Annotated in this window: 24 protein-coding genes; 15 read left to right on the forward strand and 9 right to left on the reverse strand. The window is 46.3% G+C overall.

From position 1 onward, the window contains the following. Nucleotides 1-3 precede the first annotated feature (3 nt). The 5 genes from hslV (at nt 4) to ACWQXP_RS00940 (ending at nt 4,631) form a co-directional block, all read left to right on the forward strand. A complete protein-coding gene (gene hslV / locus ACWQXP_RS00920) occupies nt 4-540 on the forward strand; it encodes an ATP-dependent protease subunit HslV (RefSeq protein WP_454060949.1) in 537 nt (178 codons plus the stop codon). A 4-nt stretch (nt 541-544) separates the two neighbouring features. Continuing rightward, nucleotides 545-1,936 carry an ATP-dependent protease ATPase subunit HslU gene (gene hslU / locus ACWQXP_RS00925; RefSeq protein ID WP_454060950.1) on the forward strand — a complete coding sequence of 464 codons (1,392 nt, stop codon included), beginning with the start codon at nt 545-547 and terminating at the stop codon, nt 1,934-1,936. A gap of 60 nt (nt 1,937-1,996) precedes the next feature. Beyond that, nucleotides 1,997-2,890 (forward strand): acetylglutamate kinase, encoded by an 894-nt coding sequence (gene argB / locus ACWQXP_RS00930; RefSeq protein WP_454060951.1) that lies wholly within the window; start codon nt 1,997-1,999, stop codon nt 2,888-2,890. A gap of 4 nt (nt 2,891-2,894) precedes the next feature. Beyond that, on the forward strand, nt 2,895-3,536 hold the full coding sequence (locus ACWQXP_RS00935) for a nicotinamidase (protein WP_454060952.1): 642 nt from the start codon (nt 2,895-2,897) through the stop codon (nt 3,534-3,536). 216 nt (nt 3,537-3,752) lie between these two features. After that, complete coding sequence (locus tag ACWQXP_RS00940; protein ID WP_454060953.1) at nt 3,753-4,631, forward strand: tetratricopeptide repeat protein; 879 nt, start codon at nt 3,753-3,755, stop codon at nt 4,629-4,631. 97 nt (nt 4,632-4,728) lie between these two features. Here ACWQXP_RS00940 and ACWQXP_RS00945 read toward each other — a convergent pair whose 3' ends face one another. Further along, nucleotides 4,729-5,262 (reverse strand): Slp family lipoprotein, encoded by a 534-nt coding sequence (locus ACWQXP_RS00945; protein ID WP_454060954.1) that lies wholly within the window; start codon nt 5,260-5,262, stop codon nt 4,729-4,731. Nucleotides 5,263-5,419: 157 nt separating this feature from the next. Here ACWQXP_RS00945 and ACWQXP_RS00950 point away from each other — a divergent pair, with 157 nt between their 5' ends. The 4 genes from ACWQXP_RS00950 (at nt 5,420) to ACWQXP_RS00965 (ending at nt 7,977) form a co-directional block, all read left to right on the forward strand. Next, entirely contained in the window at nt 5,420-6,184 is a 765-nt protein-coding gene (locus tag ACWQXP_RS00950) for an STAS/SEC14 domain-containing protein (RefSeq protein WP_454060955.1), read from the forward strand. Nucleotides 6,185-6,385: 201 nt separating this feature from the next. Then, nucleotides 6,386-6,682 carry a type II toxin-antitoxin system TacA family antitoxin gene (locus tag ACWQXP_RS00955; RefSeq protein ID WP_454060956.1) on the forward strand — a complete coding sequence of 99 codons (297 nt, stop codon included), beginning with the start codon at nt 6,386-6,388 and terminating at the stop codon, nt 6,680-6,682. Continuing rightward, a complete protein-coding gene (locus ACWQXP_RS00960) occupies nt 6,670-7,191 on the forward strand; it encodes a GNAT family N-acetyltransferase (RefSeq protein WP_454060957.1) in 522 nt (173 codons plus the stop codon). The genes ACWQXP_RS00955 and ACWQXP_RS00960 overlap by 13 nt, the downstream gene beginning before the upstream one ends. A gap of 102 nt (nt 7,192-7,293) precedes the next feature. Then, nucleotides 7,294-7,977, forward strand: coding sequence for a hypothetical protein (locus ACWQXP_RS00965; protein WP_454060958.1), 684 nt, complete (start codon nt 7,294-7,296; stop codon nt 7,975-7,977). 278 nt (nt 7,978-8,255) lie between these two features. Here ACWQXP_RS00965 and ACWQXP_RS00970 read toward each other — a convergent pair whose 3' ends face one another. The 5 genes from ACWQXP_RS00970 to ACWQXP_RS00990 form a co-directional block, all read right to left on the reverse strand. Then, complete coding sequence (locus ACWQXP_RS00970) at nt 8,256-8,675, reverse strand: hypothetical protein (protein WP_454060959.1); 420 nt, start codon at nt 8,673-8,675, stop codon at nt 8,256-8,258. Nucleotides 8,676-8,748: 73 nt separating this feature from the next. After that, nucleotides 8,749-9,357, reverse strand: a complete 609-nt coding sequence (locus ACWQXP_RS00975; protein ID WP_454060960.1) for a PqiC family protein — start codon at nt 9,355-9,357, stop codon at nt 8,749-8,751. Beyond that, nucleotides 9,354-10,358, reverse strand: coding sequence for an MlaD family protein (locus ACWQXP_RS00980; RefSeq protein ID WP_454060961.1), 1,005 nt, complete (start codon nt 10,356-10,358; stop codon nt 9,354-9,356). The genes ACWQXP_RS00975 and ACWQXP_RS00980 overlap by 4 nt, the downstream gene beginning before the upstream one ends. Before the next feature lie 76 nt (nt 10,359-10,434). After that, entirely contained in the window at nt 10,435-11,211 is a 777-nt protein-coding gene (locus ACWQXP_RS00985) for an ABC transporter ATP-binding protein (RefSeq protein WP_454060962.1), read from the reverse strand. Nucleotides 11,212-11,219: 8 nt separating this feature from the next. Next, nucleotides 11,220-12,347, reverse strand: a complete 1,128-nt coding sequence (locus tag ACWQXP_RS00990; RefSeq protein WP_454060963.1) for an MlaE family lipid ABC transporter permease subunit — start codon at nt 12,345-12,347, stop codon at nt 11,220-11,222. Between the two features lie 552 nt (nt 12,348-12,899). On the opposite strand from ACWQXP_RS00990, the gene ACWQXP_RS00995 reads away from it, so the two are divergent. The 3 genes from ACWQXP_RS00995 to ACWQXP_RS01005 all read left to right on the forward strand — a co-directional run bounded on the left by ACWQXP_RS00995 (nt 12,900) and on the right by ACWQXP_RS01005 (nt 15,324). Continuing rightward, nucleotides 12,900-13,400, forward strand: coding sequence for an acyloxyacyl hydrolase (locus tag ACWQXP_RS00995; RefSeq protein ID WP_454060964.1), 501 nt, complete (start codon nt 12,900-12,902; stop codon nt 13,398-13,400). A 384-nt stretch (nt 13,401-13,784) separates the two neighbouring features. Beyond that, a complete protein-coding gene (locus ACWQXP_RS01000) occupies nt 13,785-14,501 on the forward strand; it encodes a hypothetical protein (RefSeq protein WP_454060965.1) in 717 nt (238 codons plus the stop codon). Nucleotides 14,502-14,724: 223 nt separating this feature from the next. Beyond that, nucleotides 14,725-15,324 (forward strand): pyridoxamine 5'-phosphate oxidase family protein, encoded by a 600-nt coding sequence (locus ACWQXP_RS01005; protein WP_454060966.1) that lies wholly within the window; start codon nt 14,725-14,727, stop codon nt 15,322-15,324. A 223-nt stretch (nt 15,325-15,547) separates the two neighbouring features. Here ACWQXP_RS01005 and ACWQXP_RS01010 read toward each other — a convergent pair whose 3' ends face one another. Further along, complete coding sequence (locus tag ACWQXP_RS01010; RefSeq protein WP_454060967.1) at nt 15,548-16,321, reverse strand: hypothetical protein; 774 nt, start codon at nt 16,319-16,321, stop codon at nt 15,548-15,550. Nucleotides 16,322-17,037: 716 nt separating this feature from the next. On the opposite strand from ACWQXP_RS01010, the gene ACWQXP_RS01015 reads away from it, so the two are divergent. The 3 genes from ACWQXP_RS01015 (at nt 17,038) to ACWQXP_RS01025 (ending at nt 19,598) form a co-directional block, all read left to right on the forward strand. Then, nucleotides 17,038-17,592 (forward strand): QcrA and Rieske domain-containing protein, encoded by a 555-nt coding sequence (locus tag ACWQXP_RS01015; protein ID WP_454060968.1) that lies wholly within the window; start codon nt 17,038-17,040, stop codon nt 17,590-17,592. Nucleotides 17,593-17,595: 3 nt separating this feature from the next. Next, nucleotides 17,596-18,924 carry a cytochrome b N-terminal domain-containing protein gene (locus ACWQXP_RS01020; protein ID WP_454060969.1) on the forward strand — a complete coding sequence of 443 codons (1,329 nt, stop codon included), beginning with the start codon at nt 17,596-17,598 and terminating at the stop codon, nt 18,922-18,924. Nucleotides 18,925-19,136: 212 nt separating this feature from the next. Beyond that, entirely contained in the window at nt 19,137-19,598 is a 462-nt protein-coding gene (locus tag ACWQXP_RS01025; protein ID WP_454060970.1) for a helix-turn-helix domain-containing protein, read from the forward strand. 118 nt (nt 19,599-19,716) lie between these two features. Here ACWQXP_RS01025 and ACWQXP_RS01030 read toward each other — a convergent pair whose 3' ends face one another. Both ACWQXP_RS01030 and ACWQXP_RS01035 read right to left on the reverse strand, forming a co-directional pair. Next, nucleotides 19,717-20,151 (reverse strand): response regulator, encoded by a 435-nt coding sequence (locus tag ACWQXP_RS01030; RefSeq protein ID WP_454060971.1) that lies wholly within the window; start codon nt 20,149-20,151, stop codon nt 19,717-19,719. Then, entirely contained in the window at nt 20,148-21,470 is a 1,323-nt protein-coding gene (locus tag ACWQXP_RS01035) for a sensor histidine kinase (protein ID WP_454060972.1), read from the reverse strand. Before ACWQXP_RS01035 ends, ACWQXP_RS01030 begins: the two co-directional genes overlap by 4 nt. Nucleotides 21,471-21,812 lie beyond the last annotated feature (342 nt).

Consider the following 21,812-nt stretch of genomic DNA (forward strand, 5'->3'; position numbering starts at 1 on the left):
TGTATGATCATACGTTCAACTACGATTCTCTGTGTTCGAAAACCCAACGGCGTCGCAATGGGATGTGACGGGCAGGTCACCGTCGGAACGACGATTATGAAAAGCAACGCGAAAAAGTTACGAAAAATGCATAACAATGAAGTCCTGGCAGGATTTGCCGGGGCAACGGCGGATGCCTTTACGCTGTTTGAAAAATTTGATGCGAAGCTGGAGGAGTACCGAGGAAATCTCACACGCGCTGCCGTGGAGTTAGCCAAGGACTGGAGAACCGATCGCGTGCTTCGACGATTAGAAGCTCTCCTCACGGTTGCGAATCGTGAGCATTCCTTTATAATTTCAGGCACGGGTGACGTGGTCGAACCGGAAGATGGCGTCATGGCGATTGGCTCCGGTGGCTCCTATGCCTTAGCAGCCGCGCGTGCACTCGTTGCCCACACATCGCTCGAACCCAAGCACATTGTCGAACATGCCATGGGGATTGCCGCAGCGATTGACATCTATACGAACCAAAACATCATTATTGAGGAGTTGACGATCTAATATCATGGACCACGAAACAACACAAACCCCGAGCCGGCTCAATGGCCTCACACCAAGGCAAATCGTAGATGAACTAGATCGATACGTGATCGGACAACGTGACGCCAAACGGATGGTCGCCATCGCGCTCAGAAATCGATGGCGTCGACAGCAATTGAGCCCCGAACTGCGAGAAGAGATTTACCCGAAAAACATCATCATGATCGGTCCAACTGGCGTAGGGAAAACGGAAATCTCACGCCGTCTGGCAAAACTTGATGATGCGCCCTTCATCAAAATTGAAGCATCGAAGTTTACGGAAGTAGGGTATGTGGGAAGAGATGTCGAGTCACTCATCCGAGATTTAACGGAACTCTCTGTGAACATGGTCAAAACTCGCTATCTTGACCAAGTGGAAAAGAAAGCCGAAGACTTGGCTGAGGATCGGATCCTCGACCTGCTGCTTCCACCAACGTCTTCGCCGGCACAGCAGCCCAAAGACTCGACTCAAGATCAACCCAGTCGATACGATACGGCTGACGATACGCGACAAAAGCTCCGGAAGCAATTGAGGGAAGGAAAACTCGACAATCGACATGTCGAGCTTGAAGTGAAAGAACGGGGCTTGCCGGTCGGCATCATCTCCAATGTCGGAGGCATGGAAGACTTAGAAAATAATTTGCGTGATATGTTGGGGGGCCTTATGCCGGGGAAAAGTAAAAACCGCCGGATGAAAGTACCTGAAGCCCAAAAGGTGTTAGCCCAAGAAGAAGCCCAAAAGCTCATTGATATGGACGAAGTGACAAAAGAAGCCATCGACAAGACCGAACAATCCGGCATTGTCTTTTTAGATGAAATTGACAAAATCGCTGGACGGGAAAAAGGCACAGGACCCGACATATCCCGTGAAGGCGTCCAACGTGACTTACTCCCGATCGTAGAGGGATCAACAGTTAATACCAAGTATGGTCCTGTTCGTACGGACCACATCTTATTTGTCGCAGCCGGTGCGTTTCATGTGTCCAAACCAGCTGATCTCATTCCAGAACTTCAAGGACGATTTCCCATCCGAGTTGAATTGGAAGCCTTGACACAAGAAGACCTCATACGAATTTTGACAGAACCCAAAAATGCGCTCGTCAAACAATATCAGGCCCTTCTGAATACCGAAGGCGTCACACTCGATTTTACGCAGGAAGGCATACAAGAGATCGCAGCCACGGCGGTAGAGGTCAATGATCGAACGGAAAATATCGGCGCACGACGACTCTTCACGATCGTCGAACGGTTATTGGAAGAAGTGTCGTTTGAAGCTCAAGAACTCACCGACAAAAAGGTCGTGGTGGATGCCGCCTATGTCAAAAAACATCTTGGCGGTATCGTGAAAGATCAAGATCTGAGTCGATTTATTCTCTAGAGTTCTTTCATGACGCATACAATACGCGTCTTATAATTCTTAGATCCTCACACAAATTCCATGGAACAACTGATTAAAAAAGCCGACATTTTGATCGAAGCCCTTCCTTACATTCGCACGTTTGCCGGAAAAACCATTGTGATTAAGTACGGCGGAAAAGCGATGACAGATGATAGTCTGAAAGAAGGATTTGCTGAAGACGTCGTTCTGTTAAAATACGTCGGTTTGAATCCAGTCGTGATTCACGGAGGGGGACCTCAAATTAATTCCATGCTCGACAGGCTGGGAATCAAACCAAAGTTTGTGAATGGCGTCAGAGTCACAGACCAAGCCACCATGGATGTCGTTGAGATGGTGCTTGGGGGAAAAATCAACAAAGAAATCGTGAGTCTGCTCAATCAACATGGCGGGAAAGCCGTTGGTCTCACAGGAAAAGATGGCCGCTTGTTTTTAACAAAGCCCTTTAATGCCAAAGCGTTGGTGCATAGTCTTTCAGGAGAAACAGATACACCCGAAGATCATGATTATGGATTAGTCGGTGAGGTCGACAAAGTCGACGATCACATACTCGTGAAGCTCCTGGAAGAAAATTTCATTCCGGTTATTGCACCAATTGGCGTCGACAAAAAAGGCAAGACCCATAACATCAACGCCGATCTCGTCGCAGGAAGCGTTGCCGGTGCGCTGCATGCTGAAAAATTGCTCGTGCTCAGCGACGTTAAAGGCATTCGCGATGCCGACAACCATCATGTCCCAACGTTGTCACGAAAGGATACGGAACGCATGGTCCAAAAGAAGACCATCAGCGAAGGAATGCTGCCGAAAGTGCATGCGTGCTTGGCTGCGTTGCACGGTGGGGTTCACAAAGCCCATATCATTGACGGACGAATTCCTCATGCCATTTTGTTAGAAATTTTTACCGATAAAGGGATCGGCACGGAAATCGTGGCATGACATCATGAAACTCGCCAAGAAATCTCCCAAGAGTCAAACAGTCACGCCACAATTGCTACCAGACAAGACCTCTGCGCTCATTCTCGTCCATCTGCAAAATGACTTTTTCCCAGGCGGAGCGCTCCCAGTAGAGGACGGTGACCAGATCCTCCCTCGAATCAATCAATACATTACTTTTTTTCAACATCACGGAGCGGCCATCATGGCCACACGCGATTGGCATCCGCCCAACCACTGTTCATTTCAAGAGCACGGTGGTCCATGGCCACCCCACTGCATACAAGGGTCACGAGGCGCACAATTCCACGCAAATCTGCATCTTCCAACGGGTAGTCTCATTATTTCAGGAGCAACCAATCCAAAAAAAGAAATCTATTCAGGTTTTGACGGGACTTCCCTTGCAGATTATCTCGAAGACCAAAATGCCAAAACCATCTATCTTGTTGGCCTTGCCACGGATTATTGGGTAAAACAAACCGTCTTGGATGGCATCAAACTTAGCTTGCGTGTGGTCGTGCTAGAGGATGGCATACGCGGAGTCAATGTCAGGCCAGATGATTCAGAACAGGCCCTTCAAGAAATGGCTTCGGCAGGAGCTATTCGAGCAACAGCGCTAGACATAGGGATGAAACTCACTCCTCAATAGTTTCCAGTTTTCAATCTTCCCACACACCCTTCCTTCCATAGTATTTCCGCATCCAACAACATCAGAAATTTCTCGAATTTCAGCATCTGTAGAAACTGAATATTCTCTTGTTCGCTATTTATTAACTCGCATAACGTTACACGGATGTAACATGAATGTCCTCTCAACGTAATCCTCTCCCTTTATCTTTAGAGAATGATGAAGGAGGACTTGAGTATGCTTGGAAAATTTCAACAGATGCATCGATATATTCAATGGTTCTTTGTACTTGTCCTGTTGGGTAGTTACGTTGGTTGTTCAGGGTTGAATACAAAAAATGAAATGCCTACCGCAGCCAAGGGGACGCTCGCTCAAGGCGAACAATTGTTTCACGCCGGAAAGCTGAGTGACGCAAAACACATCTTTTCAGAAGCCCTTCAAAAAACCCCGGGGCAGCACTCACTGCTCAATGCTCGCGGTTTTGTCTATGCCAAACAAAAGAATTGGGATGATGCGATTAAAGACTTTACACTCGCGATCAAACTGGCACCGCAACATCTCCAATACAGAGAAAATCTCGGAATCGTGTATTTAGAAGCCGGCTATCCAGGGAAGGCGATCCATCATTTTTCACACATTCTGGAACGAAAGCCAGATTCTCCGAAGACCTTGAATTACCGTGGAATGGCCTTTAATCGATTGGAAAGATATCACAAGGCCATCCATGACTTATCAAAGGCATTGTCTCTTGATCAGCCTCAAGCGGAAATGTATCTGAATCGAGCTGTGGCCTATATACAAGTTGGGGAGACGGCATCGGCAAAGAAAGATCTGGATCAAGCAATTACACTCAGCCCCACACTTCACCAGGCATATGAAAGCCGGGGGCTCCTGGAGCTGATAAACGGAGAAACCACATTAGCGATCAATGATTTTACGACAGCCATTCATCTCGGAGCCGATGGGGGTTTACTTCACTACAATCGAGGCATGGCATTCACCATGGCAGGTCACAACGCGAAAGCCCAACTAGACTATGACCTGGCATGCCAACGGCAGATCATTCAAGCTTGCAGTCAAATTGCCAAACCCACTCATGCCCACCACCAACTGTAACGACGTTAACGAGATATCTCGCATAATAAAAAGTCCCTGCCAGGCCTGAAAGAATTGGCCTCGGCAGGGATTGCAGTCCACTCAAAACCCCGTACGTTTAAATATCCGAGCAATAGGTCTGTTCAACCGGATAGGTATATTCAGTAGCCGATTCTGTTTCAATTTCGCTATCCCCAGTTTTCCAAACATGAAGACATCGAGCCGAAATATAGGGAAGCGTATCAGATTTCCCCTTGATAGCTGAGAGCGATTCAGGCTTTCCCTTTTTCCCGATTACAAGAAATTTATTCCCGTACAATTTCCCTTCGGCGTCAAGCTGGCCTGGATAGAAGAGAACAAACCGCTCAGAGGATTTCACTTCTGCACTACGAGGTCCCATATATTCAACATTCGGATAAGGTAACCATTCCGCTGTCACCATGGTGCCTTCAGCCATCGTCTCAACGCCAACAATTCGTCCAGCCAATTTAATAGCTCGACCTTGAAAGGCATCAGGTTGTGTCGTTAACACCCCAAAATCCGATTCGGACTTCAGAGCCTGACTCCCATTCATGGGAAAAGGCGATGACGAAACACAGCCTGAGAGGAACATGAATAGCGCTGCCACGGCTAGAATCGTTTGATTTCGCAAGACCCACCTCCTCAGTTTGTCGCAGATCAGTTATGTTGTGATCATACTTAACTTAGATGTAACCTTCAATTAATATTGCCGTAACATTGAAAAATTTCACACTTTCACAATTTATAAAACTCCATATCGAGAACAGGAAAATCGAGGGAGAACCATCATGTTAAAGATGATGACAGAATCGAATTCAAACATCGTTGAATTTTGGATTGACGGAACAATCACTCAGGAAGAATACGACCGTATCGCCACGGCCTTTGAAGAAAAAATCGCCAAGCACGGCAAGGTGAGGATGCTCAAGAATGTTGGAACTTTTCAGGGTTTCAGCAACCTCAATTTCGGAAAAGCCATTCAATTCAGCCTGAATCATATGAAAGATATCGAGAAAGCGGCGGTGGTTACCGACCTCGATTGGACCGGTCCAATGATCAAAGCTATGAAACCCATACTAGGAATGGAGGTTCGTCAGTTCAAACGCAGCGAAATCGAGGAAGCCCGAGCCTGGTTGCGCACAGAACCAATGTTTGAAGCAGCAGCACCCCTTCCTTCACCTGGCACAGACGCCAAACCTGGCTTTTCATGGCACGAAGATGAGACCGGAGTGATCGAGTTGGAAATTCTCGGGTACATCACTAAGGCCGATATTCAGTTGGCCACATCGAAATTACGAGAGGCCTTCACACGGCATGAAAAGATTCGCTTTATCGAAATCATTCGGCACTTCGAGGGGATGGATTCTTCTGCCGTTTGGGAAGATCTCAAGCTGATCCGCGATGTCGGAAATTTCAGTCATGTGGCAGTGGTGAGTGATCGTGGCTGGGTCCATGGGTTTTCAAGAATCATGGACGCAATTTTTTCGGCGGACATTCGAGTCTTTAAACTCCAAGACATCGAACAAGCACGCACGTGGATTCATGAAGCCTGATTCAAGGGCTTATGACCTAAGAGCATTCATAAGCAAAAACATTCTTACATAAGATAGAAGATCAGACTCGAATGAAGGGTGAATACTGCAAAATATCTAACATCAATATATTGGCTACCTTTCGATATCAGCTCCCGCAGATGACGGTGTTGACGTTGTGCGCACACAGTAGGATAATAAGTAAAAAGACAAGGGACCTTTATGAATAAACAATCCGTTAAACCGCACAGAAAAAGTCACCCGAAAAATATTAATCTTCGAGTGAAACCCCATACACGTTCGTTAATAGACCGCGCATGCGCCATCACTGATAAGACGGTGACGGAATTTGTTCTGGATGTAGTGTGTCGTGAAGCCGAAGATGTTCTCCTTGACCGCCGCCTGTTTAATCTTGGCAAAAAAGACTATCAGACATTCATCAATGCATTAGATGCTCCGACACAACGTAACCCCAAACTCAAAGAATTACTCAACCGGAAACCGATTTGGGAAAGCTAAGCCCAGACCAGCCCACCACACCGCGCCCGCCTGAAGCTCTTGACGCAAAACACATTCTTGATGACTTTGCTTGTGGGAATGATACTCTCAACAACTGGCTGAAACGTCGTGCAATGAAAAATGAGGCTTCTAGTGCATCGCGAACATCTGTTGTCTGCCACCAGAACCACGTCATCGCGTATTACACACTATCAATCGGTGCGGTTCAATGTGCGGAATCTCCTGGCCGCATCCGACGCAACATGCCAGACCCAATTCCGGTCATGATTCTTGGCCGCCTGGGCGTTCATCTGAATTGGCAAAAGAAAGGCCTGGGTGGCGACCTTCTTGCCGACGCGGTGAAGCGCACGCTACAAGCCGCGAACATTGCCGGAATTCGAGCCATTGTCGTCCATGCTCTCTCTGAAGAAGCCAAACAGTTTTATGACCGGTTTGGTTTTCAAGCTTCCTGCACAGATCCGATGGACCTAATGATTACTTTGAAAGATGCTCAGGCGAATTTATTATAATCCTTATAAACAGAGCCGACGATAACAGATGCAAAGCATTTTGATGATAATAGTGAATAATGAAATATTAACACCTCAATCATCTCTATTTGGAGTTAATCAATGTCCAATGGATCTATCCCTAAGTTTTCCAATGCTCCTATGTTCTTCCAGGTTGCCCAAGATTCTATAAGCTCAATTGAGTTGGGACATGAAACTCAAGCCCTGATTCCTATTATTTTTTCAATAATGAGCCTGGAATGCTTTGTTAATGAAATCGGACTCATTGCAAGAACATCTGTGGGGGAAGATGATCAACCAAAGCCAGACTACTTAGTGAAGTTAGGTGAGAGTATGAAGGATTTGGAAGATAATAAAGTTTCATTGGAAACAAAACTTTGTACGGCAAAATGCATTTTGACAAAAGTCCAGTTTGTCAAAGGAAAGAAACCATTTCAGGACCTGAAACTTTTATGCGATCTTAGGAATGCCCTCATTCACTTCAAAGGAGAAAAGTTTAGGGAACTGGTTTCTAGCGGATACCCGAAATTTACTTTAGATTCCCCTGCCCGAAAGGTTATTGCTAGACTAAAGTCAAGAAAACTTCTAAAATTCAATGAACCATCGACCCAACTACCCACCGATCGTCCGGTGGGATTGATTGAATTGGTTGGAACTCCAGAAGTCGCAAAATGGGCCTGCAACACTGTTGCAGAAATTGTACATAGCATCACAGACTTCCCTGAGGATTCTAACCAAACCTTCTTAATTAAAGGGTATTCATGCCTTTATAAAAAAATCACTTAAGAATCTTCGAAGTCATGTACCTCACAGGTCGGAAGATTGAATAAGATTACCCCGTACGCAAAAACATACATATAAAAACCTATTCCTCACAACTGAGTCATTACAACATTCGCAATCTTAAGATTCAGAAATTCCACCTCGCGGCTCAGGTCTAATTCAAAGACACAACCTGTGGACTCAACATTTTTTAATGGCCTATAGTGAACTCATGAATGCACGCCTAATGCACGGGAGCTACTCCCCAAAACACTGAGCCTCCTCTCTCAATTCTTACAGGCTTAAAAGTTATCACAGACATGCTGGTCTTTACTCATTTCTTCAATTTTCTCATAAGGCATTTTCGGCATCATTCCGGCTGCCAGTTTACTGCATTCCTGCATTTTCTTTATTTCAGGACGGCTCATCATTTCTCTTGCATACTTCATTGCCTTATTCTGGGCCTCATCACGCTTTCCCGATCGGCATAGAGCGCCAATTTCCTCTTCCATCTTCCTTCCTTTCCTTTCCAACCCATCCATCATTGAAAGATCGAGGTTTTCCATGCAGGCCGCAGCCTTCTGCAGTTGTTCCATGTCCATCTGTTGCAAACCTCTTTGCATTTGCTCCATGTTCTTTGGCATATGCGGCGGCACCCCTTGGCTACTCTGAGCGTACACAACAACAGGAAACAAGATAAGAAGATAGACCAGTTTTTTCATAGATACGTCTCCATTCTGGTTAATCACATGTTCAATCAGCAATCCGCCATAAAAATTGTGTTCGATGCATTCTCTAAAACGTATCAGATAGTGATTGAGTAATTTCACGGCTCAGTGATTCAACATGACGGCTCATTTCTGAAACGAAAGAACGATAGTCCTCGGAAATACCGGAACTGCTAAACCGTGAAGTTTTAACGACCAACGGCTCTTGACGATCTTTTCCTGAAAGAATCCAGCGGGCGACAAGAGACACATTCCCGGTCTTCGTAAAGTCAAACTGCAACAATTCAATTCGTGCCCGATAATCCAACGAAAGCCCGTCATCCCATCGTACGACTGTGGTGCCACGATCAGACAAGAATTGCGAAATATTTTCAATCAGGACTCTCGTCAAATTCTGAGACAACGGTTCGGCCCAGCGATCAAACTCCAACAATTCGACCTCGGCTTCTCCGGCACGGATGACCATTTGATCACGATCGACATAAGAGGGAATTTCCACAGGCCCCACACCGACAATCGTTCTTGTCCCATTCCCTCTGTAAGACTCGAAGTCTTGATCTGTCGTCGCATGAAGTTGGTAAAATCGCGTGGGCGGCGTGGAGCCGCAGCCGATGAACATTGCTAGTGCAACAAAAATAACAGTGATACGCATACAACTGTAGACGTCGGGACTCATCGGCCATCCTTTCCGCGGAGAAGCGCCTCTGGATGCTGCTCCAAATAATCCGCAAATGTTCGAATGGAACGAGCCGCAGCTTTGAGTTCTTTTAGCGTACTTGTGAGTTGATAAGAGAATGCCGAGTCTTTCCCTGCGACGCCACGAATGGCCGATAACGTTTCTTGCGTTTGTATGAGACTGCTGCGCGCCGACTCTGCTACTTCCTGAAAGCTCCCGGTTAACGGCTGGATCTGCGAATCGATATTTCTAACGAGGCGTTGCGTATCGCGAATGGTATCATCGAGACCCGTCATCACCGGCATCAGGTCACGATTCATGACCTGTGTCAGATCACGCAGATCTTTCACCAGGATTCGACTCTCTGCAACCAAACCCTTGAGATCAGGAGAATTGAGTAACTGATCCAACCCTTGAATGGCACGCAGTGAAGTCGCAACTAAGTCCTGAACCGGGAGATCTTCAAGTTTGTGAGCCAGTAAGCTTAAGCTTGATGATATTGTTGGAAATTCAGGAAACGGGTCATCAAGCCCAGTATGCAACTTGATGGGACTGTGAGGAAAGAAATCAAGCTGGACTAACAATTTCCCTGTGACTAAACTTTGCATTTGCAATTGTGCACGCAATCCACGTTCCTCAATCATCTTTCCGAGAAATGCTCGGTCCTTTTCTTCGCTAATTTCTTGCATGATGGTATCAGGCCCGGTGTTTACGACCTCTACAGCGCCTTCCTCTAATGCCATAAACACCGGAATGCGGATCGACTCACCTTGTGCATCAATGACCACTTTAATATCTGTAATCGCTCCAATTCTCGTACCCCGGAATGTCACTGGAGCGCCCACGCTTAATCCTTTTAAGTTATCATCGAAATAGAGAACATAAATGAGTTTATCTTTAAAGAACTTACCACTACCAAAAAACAAAACACCGATAACCACCAACACGATTGCGCCGATGACAAAGGCCCCGATCAGTGTCGGGTTTGATCGTTTACTCACAGCTCATCACCTACCATTGCATACGAAACGATTAAGTCGTGTATCTGGTATCGTCTCTCATCTTTCGCTTCACGCTTCACGCTTCACGCTTCACGCCTTCCGTTTCTCCCCGTGTCAGAAATGTTTGAATTTGAGGATTGGATGACTCCTGTAACAACGTGCGAGGCGGGCCAACAGCTAACATAGTTTTTGTTTCAACATCGAGAAAGACAGAGTTTGTTCCAACAGCAAAAATACTGGCCAGCTCGTGCGTCACCATCACGACTGTTGCCCCAAGACTGTCGCGAAGCTCAAGAATCAAGTCGTCAAGACGCCGCGAACTGATCGGGTCCAAGCCCGCAGACGGTTCATCGAAAAAAAGAATTTCCGGATCGAGAGCCATGGCCCGAGCTAATCCCGCTCGTTTCTGCATCCCTCCGCTAATCTCGTGAGGATAGTATTCTTCAAATCCCGCAAGCCCCACCAATGCAAGTTTGAGTGCAACAATTTCTCGTATTTCATGCCGAGTCAATTTCGTATATTCTGTCAGGGGCAAGCCAATATTTTCAGCTAAGGTCATAGAACTCCAGAGTGCCCCACTTTGAAATAAGACGCCAAATCGCCGCATCATCCGTTCGCGACGCAACGCCTCGGCGTTCCAAAAACTCTTTCCCTCATACAAGACGTCCCCTGTAGCCGGCGGCTTCAATCCAATGAGATGTCGCAAGAGCGTACTTTTTCCGCATCCGCTAGGACCCATGATAATAAAGATGTCGCCACGGTGAATTGCAAAGTCTAGATCGCGTTGGATCACAAAGTCACCATACGCCATCGTGAGGTTTTGAATGGTAATATGAGTGTTGGCTTTCAGCATCAGCAATCCTAGACACCAAGGACATCATAGAGCACCGTCAAAATTGAATCGGACACGACGATAAAGACAATGCTGGTGACGACGGCAGACGTGGCGGCAATCCCGACGGCAGCAGAACTATTTCCAGATTGCATCCCTCGCAGACATCCGGCGATGGCCACGAGTATACCGAAGACCACACTCTTTACTAGACCTAAAAAAAAGTCCATTAAACTTAACGTAGCCTGCGTTTGATTGAAATACTCGATAAAACCGAGATCCAGCATAGTCACTCCAACAACCATTCCACCAAGAATACCGAGAACATCTGCATAGAGACAGAGTAACGGCATCATCAACGAAAGCGCGAGCATGCGAGGAAGAACGAGAAATTCCATGGGCGAGAGTCCTAGTGTCGTCATAGCGTCAATCTCTTGATTCACTCGCATGGTTCCCAATTGAGCCGCAAATGATGCTCCCGTCCTTCCACCCATGATAATTCCCGTCATCATGGCTCCCATTTCTCGTGCCATCCCCAATCCGACCAAATTCGCCACATAGATTTGAGCCCCAAATTGCTGTAATTGAACGGCTCCCACAAAGGCCAGAATTAACCCGACAAGAAAACTGATGAGCGAAACGATCGGGAGCGCTTGGGCTCCACATTCTTGAAGAATCAGCAAGAAATCGGATCGACGAAAGCGAGCTTTTCCCCTGAGAAAAGCCAAAAACGCGAGTGAGGCCTCGCCGATAAAGGCAAGCATTGCCTTCCCGCCTTCCAGGACCTCCATGGCTTTCTTCCCCAAACGGGTAAGCCAGCACTCACGGGTAACGGTTCGTCTTGCATCCTGTCGTTCAGGAATGGATGTCGCAAGCGTGAGAAGACGTTGAACGCCCTCCGGCAAATGGCTTCGATCAACTTCAATATGGCGGGAGGAACAGTAGGTAAGAATCCTGAGCACAAACGTCACAAGACTGCTATCCCAGCGAGTGACTTGCTGTGTATCAAATGTTAATTTCCGAATTTCTGTTGTCGATCGAATGGCTTTTTCAGTTTCAGAAAAAGTCAACAGACCATCATGGAGACTCCACGATCCTATAAGTGTGAGAAGCAGTGTATCCGTGGTCGGAAAACTAAAATGAATTTGGCTCTGCATAGGATCGGACATTCGGAACGAGGCTTTTGTGATGTTGATCACCTAACTCACTTGCAGGCTCTTGAGCACATGAGGTGATTCGCCCCATGAAATTTCATGGTCTTTCTTGAAAATCTACAGTTCGTGGATATCTTAAACGATCAAGGAAACCATGAGCCAGTTAAATGACGCTCGGCCATCGATTGAGTTGTAACACTTTGACAGATTGTCAGACTATTCCCTCCAACCCCAATGAGAATTAATGCTGAACTTGAAGAAATCAGCGCCAAGATGTATACCAACTCGACTCTATGAAAAATCAACATATATAACGGAAACTCCGATCAGTCTTCTTGACAAAAGAAGCCAAAAAATTACCTGGATTATACTAATTAAGGATGACAGCAACGTGTTATGAGATTTCAACAATCAACATTCAACTCAAACAAATATTCTACGTATAACTGTCAGCCATACACCGATGGATACAACCAAAGGATGCCGACTCAACGGAGAGTCTTCTTCTTCATTTTTTTTGTAACCTGTGCTTTGACAAGTATCTCAGGATTCGTCTTGGCTCAAAACATTGACACCATGGGCATTGGCATTCGTGGTGGCATGAATTTTCAGGACGCTGGGTTACCGCCTAGTGAAAAGGAAGACTTTGAACAATTCGACGTATTCGGGTTTATCGGCTTACCGACAGGCTGGGAAAGTCCGTCAGGCTGGGACACACATTGGCGGCTCAACGGCTCAGCCGGTGTGTTGCGTGGGGCAGGTGATTTAGGGTTTATCACTGAGATCACTCCTGGACTCGCATTCACAAAGAAAACGTGGAATATGACATTTGACATTGGAGCCGGCGGAGCACTGATTAGTGATTGGGAGTTTGGCCGTCAAGATATTGGAGGACCGTTCCAATTCATAGCACATGGAGGCGTTAGTTATCATCTTCCCGGAAATCTGGCAGTCGGGTACCGGTTTCATCACATGTCGGATGCGACCATCTATGGGCCAAGCCGGGGTGTTGATTTTCACATGATTGAATTCAGCTACCACTTTGGAACGAGTTAAGTGACGAATCACGTGTTCCAACGAAAGAGGAACACCCATGAAGATGTTGCTCTTTCCTACCATTCGCTCTCCTCTCCATCGCTGAAACTGTGTTAGCCCGGCTGCTTCTGTTAAGATTTTCCGGTCAGTCATCTAAAAAATTCGGCTGTACAAACCTCAGCATCCTCCTCAATTAGATATTCTCAAGCGATCCGTCTAAAGACAGGGTTCCGGAAACCTTTGATATGATGCTTAGGAAGGCCACAGAGACAACGTTCCTGAACAATTAAGTCAAGTACCGTCGACAAAGAGGCAAAAGTCTCCCCCATCAGAATTCTCAAGATAAACATGCATGTCTACCGATAAAATCGGCATCTTCTCTACACGAGACAAGCAGGAGCCTCTTTGATCCTATCCCGATTCATAGGCAACACGGTTCTCATTTTTTTTCAGATAGCGATGCTATCTGGTTGTGTTGTCGGACCAGCTCCCTATCTGCCTCACGACTGGATTTCGCACTCGCATGAACTGATTGACGGACCCAATCAGTCCACTCGTGCTCGCCTACAAGTATTCATCACCTACAGCGGGTTGGAAACGAGTCATTCCGCATTACGATTAGTGACTTCGAAAGGTCAGGTTATTTTTTGGGACCCTGGCGGGGATTACGGACGTTTCGATGACGACTGGGATGCCGAACATGGATCCTTTCCTGAGGGAACTCGGCGAGGTAATGACCTCATTCTCGCCAATCCTCCAACTGTCGACTCGTTCGCACATTGGCGTTGGACCTTGCATGATACGAGCCTAGAAGTCTTCGAATGGGATTTAGCTGATCTTCAGGCTCGGCAATTACGTCAGGTCCTCCTTTATGGAACTGATGACACTCACCCGGCAGGAAGTTTTTCAACCTGGACCTACCCCATGTTCTGCACGATGGCCACCAGCGACTTTTTAAAACGCTTTGCCTCCCCGATGATTCAATTACCACAACAATATTTCTTTCCTGACACACTCGCCAAGGCACTCTACACACAATCACCATCACGCGTTCATGTGTACACACAGGATGGAACAAAGGCCGTCTATTCTTCACCGGGACCGACATCAGTACGTCAATAATTTTGACAGTCTATAGCGAATCAAAATAAGTTCTAGTGAGGTGCCTGGGGCACGATCGTTCATTGAGCCAATGGCTCCCGTCTAATCACCCTTTCCTTGCAATACATGTGCAACATGAAGTGAGATTACAGGTGCCCAGGTGGATGCATTTCTCCTCGCTATTGTAGTAGGCTATTTTCTATACAGACACAATGGACATTAGAGCGCAGGATCCCTAACAGGTATGAAGATGAGTGGCTCAGAAGGCGAACGCAAGTTACAGCAAGAATACCGAAGTCAAGATCGAGCAACTCGATTTTATCATCGGCAAATGCACGATCACTTGACGGAAGGCATGCAAGCGTTCATTCAAAAGCAGGAAATGGTGTTTATCGCCACAGCCGATGCCAAAGGACACTGTGATTGCTCTCCGCGCTTCGGCCAACCAGGATTAGTACACATCATCAATAGTCAGGTCGTAGCTTATCCAGAGTTCCGAGGAAACGGCGTTTTTGCGAGCTTAGGAAACATTTATGAAAACCCTCATATCGGCCTGGTATTTGTCGATTTCCTCGATACCACAGTAGGACTGCACGTCAACGGACAAGCAAGTATTTGTCAAGTTGATCAAATACCGACATCACTTTCGTTCCTGGAGGAAACGTATAAGATTGGCGAGACAATCCGCTTAATTGAACGGTGGGTTATGATTGAAATTGAAGAAGCCTACATACATTGTTCGAAACATGTGCCACGCCTTCAAAAACTCGACAAGTCCATTTTTTGGGGTACGGATGATCCAAAAGCCAAAGTTGACGACTTCTTTTGCCAACAAAATTCTTAAATGCTGGAAACGATTCCATTCACCTTCAACCAAAGCCTCTCTGTTAGCACCTGACAACCGCCTCACAGCCAGTTAAGCGCAAACTCTTTCGCTTTATAGCCTTCGAGACCGGGTATTTCGTACGCTGAGTCTTCGCTCTGAATCAACATTTCAGCGTAAACAGAGATTTACTCGAGCGGGATTTTTTTACATACAGAATCGAAGAATTGGCTTCGTCAAACGCTCACGGCATCTGAACGGTCTTATCTTTCATTTTCTTCCATTTGTACCAGATCACTTCATTACTTCCGTGGGGATACAACAGGCGTTTGACTCGCAAATAGGGTCGAGCCACATAACGAGCGTATCGTTCATTGAGTTTTGACCGTGTGGCTAAGCGTAACTCCTCATCATTCATCTTCCAAGGTTGAAAAGCCTTTTTGTGTTTATAGAGATGATACAGATCTTCTTGAATGAGTCGATTGAAGATTTGGTTCCAGAAACTTGACCACCATCCAACTCCCAGTGGAAACGCAAGAGAGATTTGAAAATCTATTAAATAGGGATGTCCATCATGAGAACAAATGACATTGCCTTGTTTATTTAAATCGACATAGAACACCCTTTTTCTATGAACTTCAGCCAACACCTCTTTTAACTGGACAAAAAAGTCTTCGGGCAAGTCACCATGCGGTGTCACTTCATGGAGCGTCTGTCCTTCAATATAACGATGGAAATATCCTCGCCATCCCCACCGTGGCCCCAGGGTTGGAATCCCCTCGATCTCAGCCACTCGCTGGTACACCCGATACTCATGACGGGAGATAAGGCAAGCCAGCGGGCGAAATACGCCCCCGCACACGAATCTAAAGTCGCTGATTTTTAAAACATATCCGAGACCATGTTCATTTCGATATAACAAATTCATTGAAAAGAAATCGTCTTTTAACACCCGTTCATAGCGGTACAGTTCACCGCCAATTATGGCTTCGCGCGGGAAGGTACGTGACTCAGCCATCGCTCTCCTTACTGAGTGAACACGACACGTAAAATGGTAAAGGATCGATCTTCAGTCTACCGGACAGATAATCAAGGAACAAGCATGCCTATCACACGCCATCCATTTTCTTCTCTGTTCCTTTTTCAACGTTGCGATTTTTTAACACTGTGATATAGTTATTTCATGGGCATGGGCATGCCCATCTTTTATCCTGCCTTCATTCTTCATTGTATTGGCTTGGTGGTGCGGTATCGAGCGAGATGTTTTTGGTTCAGACCTCAGATCTGAAAACATCCCTCTCCTTTTCATGCTTAAGACGACCCCATGAAAGGTCTTATTTCATGAAGACAAACGATGAATTATTCCCAACAATCTGACTGAGACGCCTGTTGCATCCTAAAGAAATTGGTGTTCGGAAATTCTGAGCAGTTGTCGTCGTCATCATTCGTGCCATTCCTTCGCCAATTCAAATCGTGATGTCGAACAAGTCACGTCTCACGCACGATAGGCAAAATTTTTCCGTCAGATTTCCCTAAAGGGCACAACAAAAATGGACGATCGGGCATATTCCCTTTAAAGAAATAAGGCCTACGATCTCCGGTCTTTGAAATTCCAGTCTCACAGTCATCAGTGTTGACGGAAGAGCCCTTAAATCAATGTTGTTAGTCGCTAGACACTTTTAGAATCTCATCAATGATTTTACTTCTCAACAATTTAGCGTGGAGACCTCTAGCATGGAAGTAGAGACACCTGCATTGCCCCAGAATAGCGAATCCGGAACTTCAACTCCAATAGGGACCCGCCGATCATTTTTCACCCGAGTCACCGCGGTGATTGCTTCATTTATCGGGCTTTCGATGACGATACCCATACTAGGATACATTATCGCTCCCGCGTTCCATCGTCGTAAGAAAGACTGGGTTCAAGTCAGCGCCATTGCGGACTTACCGATTAACGAACCCAAAGCTCTCGATTACACGGTCACCATAAAAGACGGATGGCATGAAACTAAATCGACCAAAGGCGTGTGGGCCGTCAAGCATGCTAATGACGAGGTAACCGTCTTTTCTCCTATTTGCCCACATTTAGGTTGCGGATTTCGCTGGGATGGACAAGATCGTTTGTTTAAGTGTCCTTGTCATGGAAGCATCTATGACCTCAAGGGCAGCGTTCAAGCAGGACCAGCGCCTCGTCCATTAGATTCATTACCCATAAAAGTTGAAAACGGTCAAGTGATGGTGATCTACAAGGAATTTAAGTCAGGCTTGTCCGAACAGGTGGAGTTATAAACTATGAGATTCTCTCTCTATCAGTGGGCTGATGATCGACTCAAACTCAAACCGATTGAACAAACGCTCTTGGACGAACCTATTCCTGGCGGAGCCAGTTGGAATTATGTCTTTGGCTCCGCCACCCTCTTTCTCTTTGTCCTTCAGGCCCTTACCGGTATGTGTCTCTCAATCTATTACGTTCCTTCTCCTGACCATGCCTATGACACAGTCCAATATATTCAGAATGAAGTCTGGTTCGGATGGTTTATCCGGGGACTACACCATTGGGGCGCATCAGCCGTGATGGTTGCCGTTGGACTTCACATGCTTCAGGTTTTCTTTGATGGGGCATACAAACGTCCACGTGAAATGATGTGGATGGTGGGCGTGGTGTTACTCCTACTCATGTTGGGATTTGGGTTTACGGGATACTTACTTCCATGGGATCAAAATGCCTATTGGGCCACGCAAGTTGGCATCAATATGGCTGGAACCACCCCCGTCATCGGAGATTTTATCGTTCGCGTCATGCGTGGCGGCGACACGCTTGGAGCCCTCACGCTTTCCCGTTTCTTTGCGATTCATGTCATGATTTTACCAGCCATCATCATGATCGGAATTATGCTCCACCTGTTTATCTTACGCCGAGTCGGCCCAGCTGGACCCCACGATGAAGCGAGAGCCAAGCAAAGCAGTGAAACATTTTATCCTCGTCAAGTCTTTATGGATGCCGTGATCATGCTCATCGTCTTTCTGGTTGTGGCAACATTGGCATATGCTGTGGAATTTCCACTCGCAGACAAAGCTGACCCTTCAGATCATTCGTTCATCCCAGTACCTGAATGGTATTTCCTCTTCCATTATCAATTACTCAAATATGCACCTGGCCCTTTGGTGCCGTATGCCTCATGGGCCTTGCCTGCCCTATTCATACTCTGCCTGTTTGCCTTACCGTTTCTAGATCGTAACCCAGAACGCGTGCCCTCTACCCGACCACGGATCTTGGGCAGCGGACTCGCCTTCATGGTTGCCGTGTTCGTGCTGCTTGGGATCTCCTTACGTGATCTCTATGCTGTCCCAAAGATGGATCCTGCCATCGCCAACGGTCAGGCAATCGTTGAAAAGTTTGCCTGTAAAACCTGTCATCGCATCCACGGCGATGGAGCGAATATTGCGCCAGACCTTTCGTATGTCGCAGATCGACGTCCAGAACGGGAATGGCACATTCGCCACTTCAAAGACCCTCAGTCCGTTTCGCCAGGGTCGTTCATGCCTAAATTCCCATTGACGGAATCACAACTGAATGATCTCACAAGTTATGTTTTGACTCTAAAAAGTGGGGATCCATGATTTGTAGATGTGGAGAAAGATCGATCTCTTTTTTTATGCCGCCGACCAATGTTTAAAAACTATTGCTCACATTTGTAGGGAAGATTGTGATGTTCAAACGTTTGGCATCACCAGCATCGACAACAAAGAGACCGAGCGACAGATTCAAACAAATGCCATTTTTTTGACCAGAAGAAATTTTCCTTAAGCTTTAGCCGAACGGTACCGACATAATGAATATGCGCCCGAAAGGAAGTCCAGCAAAACTTGAAGCCCGAAGACGCCTTGCCGCCAAAATGTTGGCAAAAGGTAAAGGCATTCGTGAAGTGGCCCGTCATATCGGTGCGGCGCCGTCATCTGTCAAACGTTGGAAAGATGCACTGGAACATGGAGGAGCTGAGGCTCTCAAATCTAAGCCCCATACCGGCAGGCCGTCACGTCTCACTCGACAACAACGTCAACAATTAGAAAAAATATTACTGAAGGGACCACGAGCGGCGAAACTACGCGCAGACTATTGGACATGCAGTCATGTCAGGAAAGTCATCCGAAAAATTTTTGGCATTCGCTATCATGCCGATCATATCAGCCGTATTCTTCGAGCGTTAGGATGGAAATATCGCAAGACGAAAGCCAACAAGAATTCGAGCACTAAACACACACGCACTCTGCGCCGTCAGTGGACCAAACCCTAATATCTTCCCCCTCGTCCTTTTTCTATCAGCAAGTCTAACAAGTTCTCCACATGCATCCACCGAAAATTAGTTTTCTCGAAAGGCATGTTGGTACAGGTGAACTGTGTGACTAACAGACCTATATACGGGGAACCTTCACAATGTTAAGGAGTTGTCCTAGACGAGTAATGACACTCTTAAACACCTCTGGCTCCGTCGGCTTGGTAATATAGTAACTGCATCCCAAAGCATAGCAAAGGGCCACATCTTGCGGATCGTCCGTCGTCGAAAGAATTGTTACTGGAATTTTCCGTAGTTCTGTGTGACTTTTTATTTGCCGTAACACTTCAAGTCCGCTGACTTTGGGAAGATTAATATCCAGGAGAAGGATATACGGACAATTTTGAATTCGTACGGCTCCTTCTCCTCTCTGAAACAAAAAATCTAAAGCTTCTTGACCATCCCGTAACCGCATAGACTTATAAGTTACTCCAGAGCGTTCAAGGTTTCGCTCAATCAGCGCTGCGTGGCCGTCCTCATCTTCGACAATAAGTATCACCGGCAATTGGGTCACGCGTGTTCCTTCTTATGCACGGTGGTCGCAGAAGGAAAACTGACAATAAACTTTGTCCCAACGCCAAACGTTGAATCAACCCACACGTCGCCTTGATGCCGTTCGACGATTCTTCGGACAATCGTGAGTCCAAGCCCTTCACCAAACCCCTCCTTGGGATCCAGCCGGTGAAACATTTCAAAGATCTTCCCCTGATGATCCTGCTGAATGCCTATTCCGTTATCCTCAATCGTATAAATTGACTTTTCGTCCTTGATTTCTCCAGTCACCCGAATCACTCCAGGCCTCGACGGATCAAGATATTTATAGGCATTTTCGATGAGATTCGAAAAAACCTGCCCTAACAAGGTTTCATCACCAAGACAATCTGGGAGGTCATCAATTTGAAGCATGACACCCTTTTCCTTCATTTGATATTCCATCACTGTTGTAATACCGTGGACCATTGCATTCATATTGAGCGGTTCACGATGAAGAGACAGCCGCCCCAATCGCGAAAACTGTAAAATGCCTGTGAGGACACTCGAAATTTTTTCTGCGCCAGCTCGAATATACCGCAAGGCCTCGGGAATTTCTTCATCCAACAAAAGAACCACATCTGACCGGTTCATCCCCCTGTGTTCACTCTTTTCTATTGCCCCACGAAGACGTTCACAGGAATCAGTTAATTCCTTATTAAAACCCTGTATCGTGACGAGTGGTGCACGAAGATCATGTGAGACCACATTAATTAACGTTTCCAAATCATAATTTTTCTGCAAGAGCATTTGATTGAGTTGAGCCAAGTCATCACCTTTTTTTTGAGTGACATGTTCAGAGCTGGCGAAAGTCTCAGGCATGGTCACTTCGGCATGCAGAGTTGAACAGGACGAAGGCGGTTGCTGAGAATTCATCCTTTGATCTTCAAATTGAGGTTTATCCCACAACATAGAGAGAAACGCTGCAACCCAAATGGCCAATAGAACCAGTAGGCGATCAGTCAAGTCACTCCAGCCGAGTCGGTCAATGTCTACAAATGAGAAACCAAAGAGGGAAAGAATCGAACAGATTGTGGCGACAACGTATACGGCATAGGCGAACGAGAGGCGGGAAGCCAAGACCACACATAGCGCATACATCACGCCAACGATCATTCCAAGGTTAAATTGTTCGTCCAAAAAGAAAGTCATGACTCCTAACAACAAAACCAGAGTGGTCCAAAGAATTTCACGTTGAGGACGACGCTTCTGACGAACGGTAAAAACGATCGACTCCGTCCGGTTCTGTTCATTTGTGTCATGATGAACTTCAGCCGGGCGATTGGAAGAGTGAACGAGCATGCGTTTCACCTCAACAATGTTCTCCTCACACTCAGAACAGACAGTGCAACAACAAGGATAGGCTTTCGTCCTAGGACATGTTCATTTCTGGAAAGACAATGGACAACGACCGAAACTAATCAGCTACTATGAAAAGATATTTAATTTTCAGGAAAAGGTATAAAGACAAGAAAAAGGGAGGAAAGAGAAAACTGAGAAGAATGTAAATATGAGATGTTTCAATTCTATGCTATTTGAGAACAGGGAGCAATACTATGGAAAAAATGTAAAGGAATCCCACGCTTTATGAAACAGGCAGATTCACAGTAGACGCTCGTGATGAAAGAGCAAGCATTTCTTTAA

This window comes from Candidatus Nitrospira salsa (assembly GCF_965152625.1).

Excerpts from the sequence above, each read along its gene's own strand:
- hslU (WP_454060950.1), top strand. The coding sequence starts at position 545 with ATGGACCACGAAACAACACAAACCCCGAGCCGGCTCAATGGCCTCACA.
- ACWQXP_RS00940 (WP_454060953.1), top strand. The coding sequence starts at position 3,753 with ATGCTTGGAAAATTTCAACAGATGCATCGATATATTCAATGGTTCTTT.
- ACWQXP_RS00965 (WP_454060958.1), top strand. The coding sequence starts at position 7,294 with ATGTCCAATGGATCTATCCCTAAGTTTTCCAATGCTCCTATGTTCTTC.
- ACWQXP_RS00935 (WP_454060952.1), top strand. The coding sequence starts at position 2,895 with ATGAAACTCGCCAAGAAATCTCCCAAGAGTCAAACAGTCACGCCACAA.
- ACWQXP_RS01015 (WP_454060968.1), top strand. The coding sequence starts at position 17,038 with ATGGAAGTAGAGACACCTGCATTGCCCCAGAATAGCGAATCCGGAACT.
- ACWQXP_RS00985 (WP_454060962.1), bottom strand. The coding sequence starts at position 11,211 with ATGCTGAAAGCCAACACTCATATTACCATTCAAAACCTCACGATGGCG.
- ACWQXP_RS00950 (WP_454060955.1), top strand. The coding sequence starts at position 5,420 with ATGTTAAAGATGATGACAGAATCGAATTCAAACATCGTTGAATTTTGG.
- ACWQXP_RS01035 (WP_454060972.1), bottom strand. The coding sequence starts at position 21,470 with ATGCTCGTTCACTCTTCCAATCGCCCGGCTGAAGTTCATCATGACACA.
- ACWQXP_RS01005 (WP_454060966.1), top strand. The coding sequence starts at position 14,725 with ATGAAGATGAGTGGCTCAGAAGGCGAACGCAAGTTACAGCAAGAATAC.
- ACWQXP_RS00975 (WP_454060960.1), bottom strand. The coding sequence starts at position 9,357 with ATGAGTCCCGACGTCTACAGTTGTATGCGTATCACTGTTATTTTTGTT.
- ACWQXP_RS00990 (WP_454060963.1), bottom strand. The coding sequence starts at position 12,347 with ATGCAGAGCCAAATTCATTTTAGTTTTCCGACCACGGATACACTGCTT.
- hslV (WP_454060949.1), top strand. The coding sequence starts at position 4 with ATGATCATACGTTCAACTACGATTCTCTGTGTTCGAAAACCCAACGGC.
- ACWQXP_RS00955 (WP_454060956.1), top strand. The coding sequence starts at position 6,386 with ATGAATAAACAATCCGTTAAACCGCACAGAAAAAGTCACCCGAAAAAT.
- argB (WP_454060951.1), top strand. The coding sequence starts at position 1,997 with ATGGAACAACTGATTAAAAAAGCCGACATTTTGATCGAAGCCCTTCCT.
- ACWQXP_RS01010 (WP_454060967.1), bottom strand. The coding sequence starts at position 16,321 with ATGGCTGAGTCACGTACCTTCCCGCGCGAAGCCATAATTGGCGGTGAA.
- ACWQXP_RS01025 (WP_454060970.1), top strand. The coding sequence starts at position 19,137 with ATGAATATGCGCCCGAAAGGAAGTCCAGCAAAACTTGAAGCCCGAAGA.
- ACWQXP_RS01020 (WP_454060969.1), top strand. The coding sequence starts at position 17,596 with ATGAGATTCTCTCTCTATCAGTGGGCTGATGATCGACTCAAACTCAAA.
- ACWQXP_RS00970 (WP_454060959.1), bottom strand. The coding sequence starts at position 8,675 with ATGAAAAAACTGGTCTATCTTCTTATCTTGTTTCCTGTTGTTGTGTAC.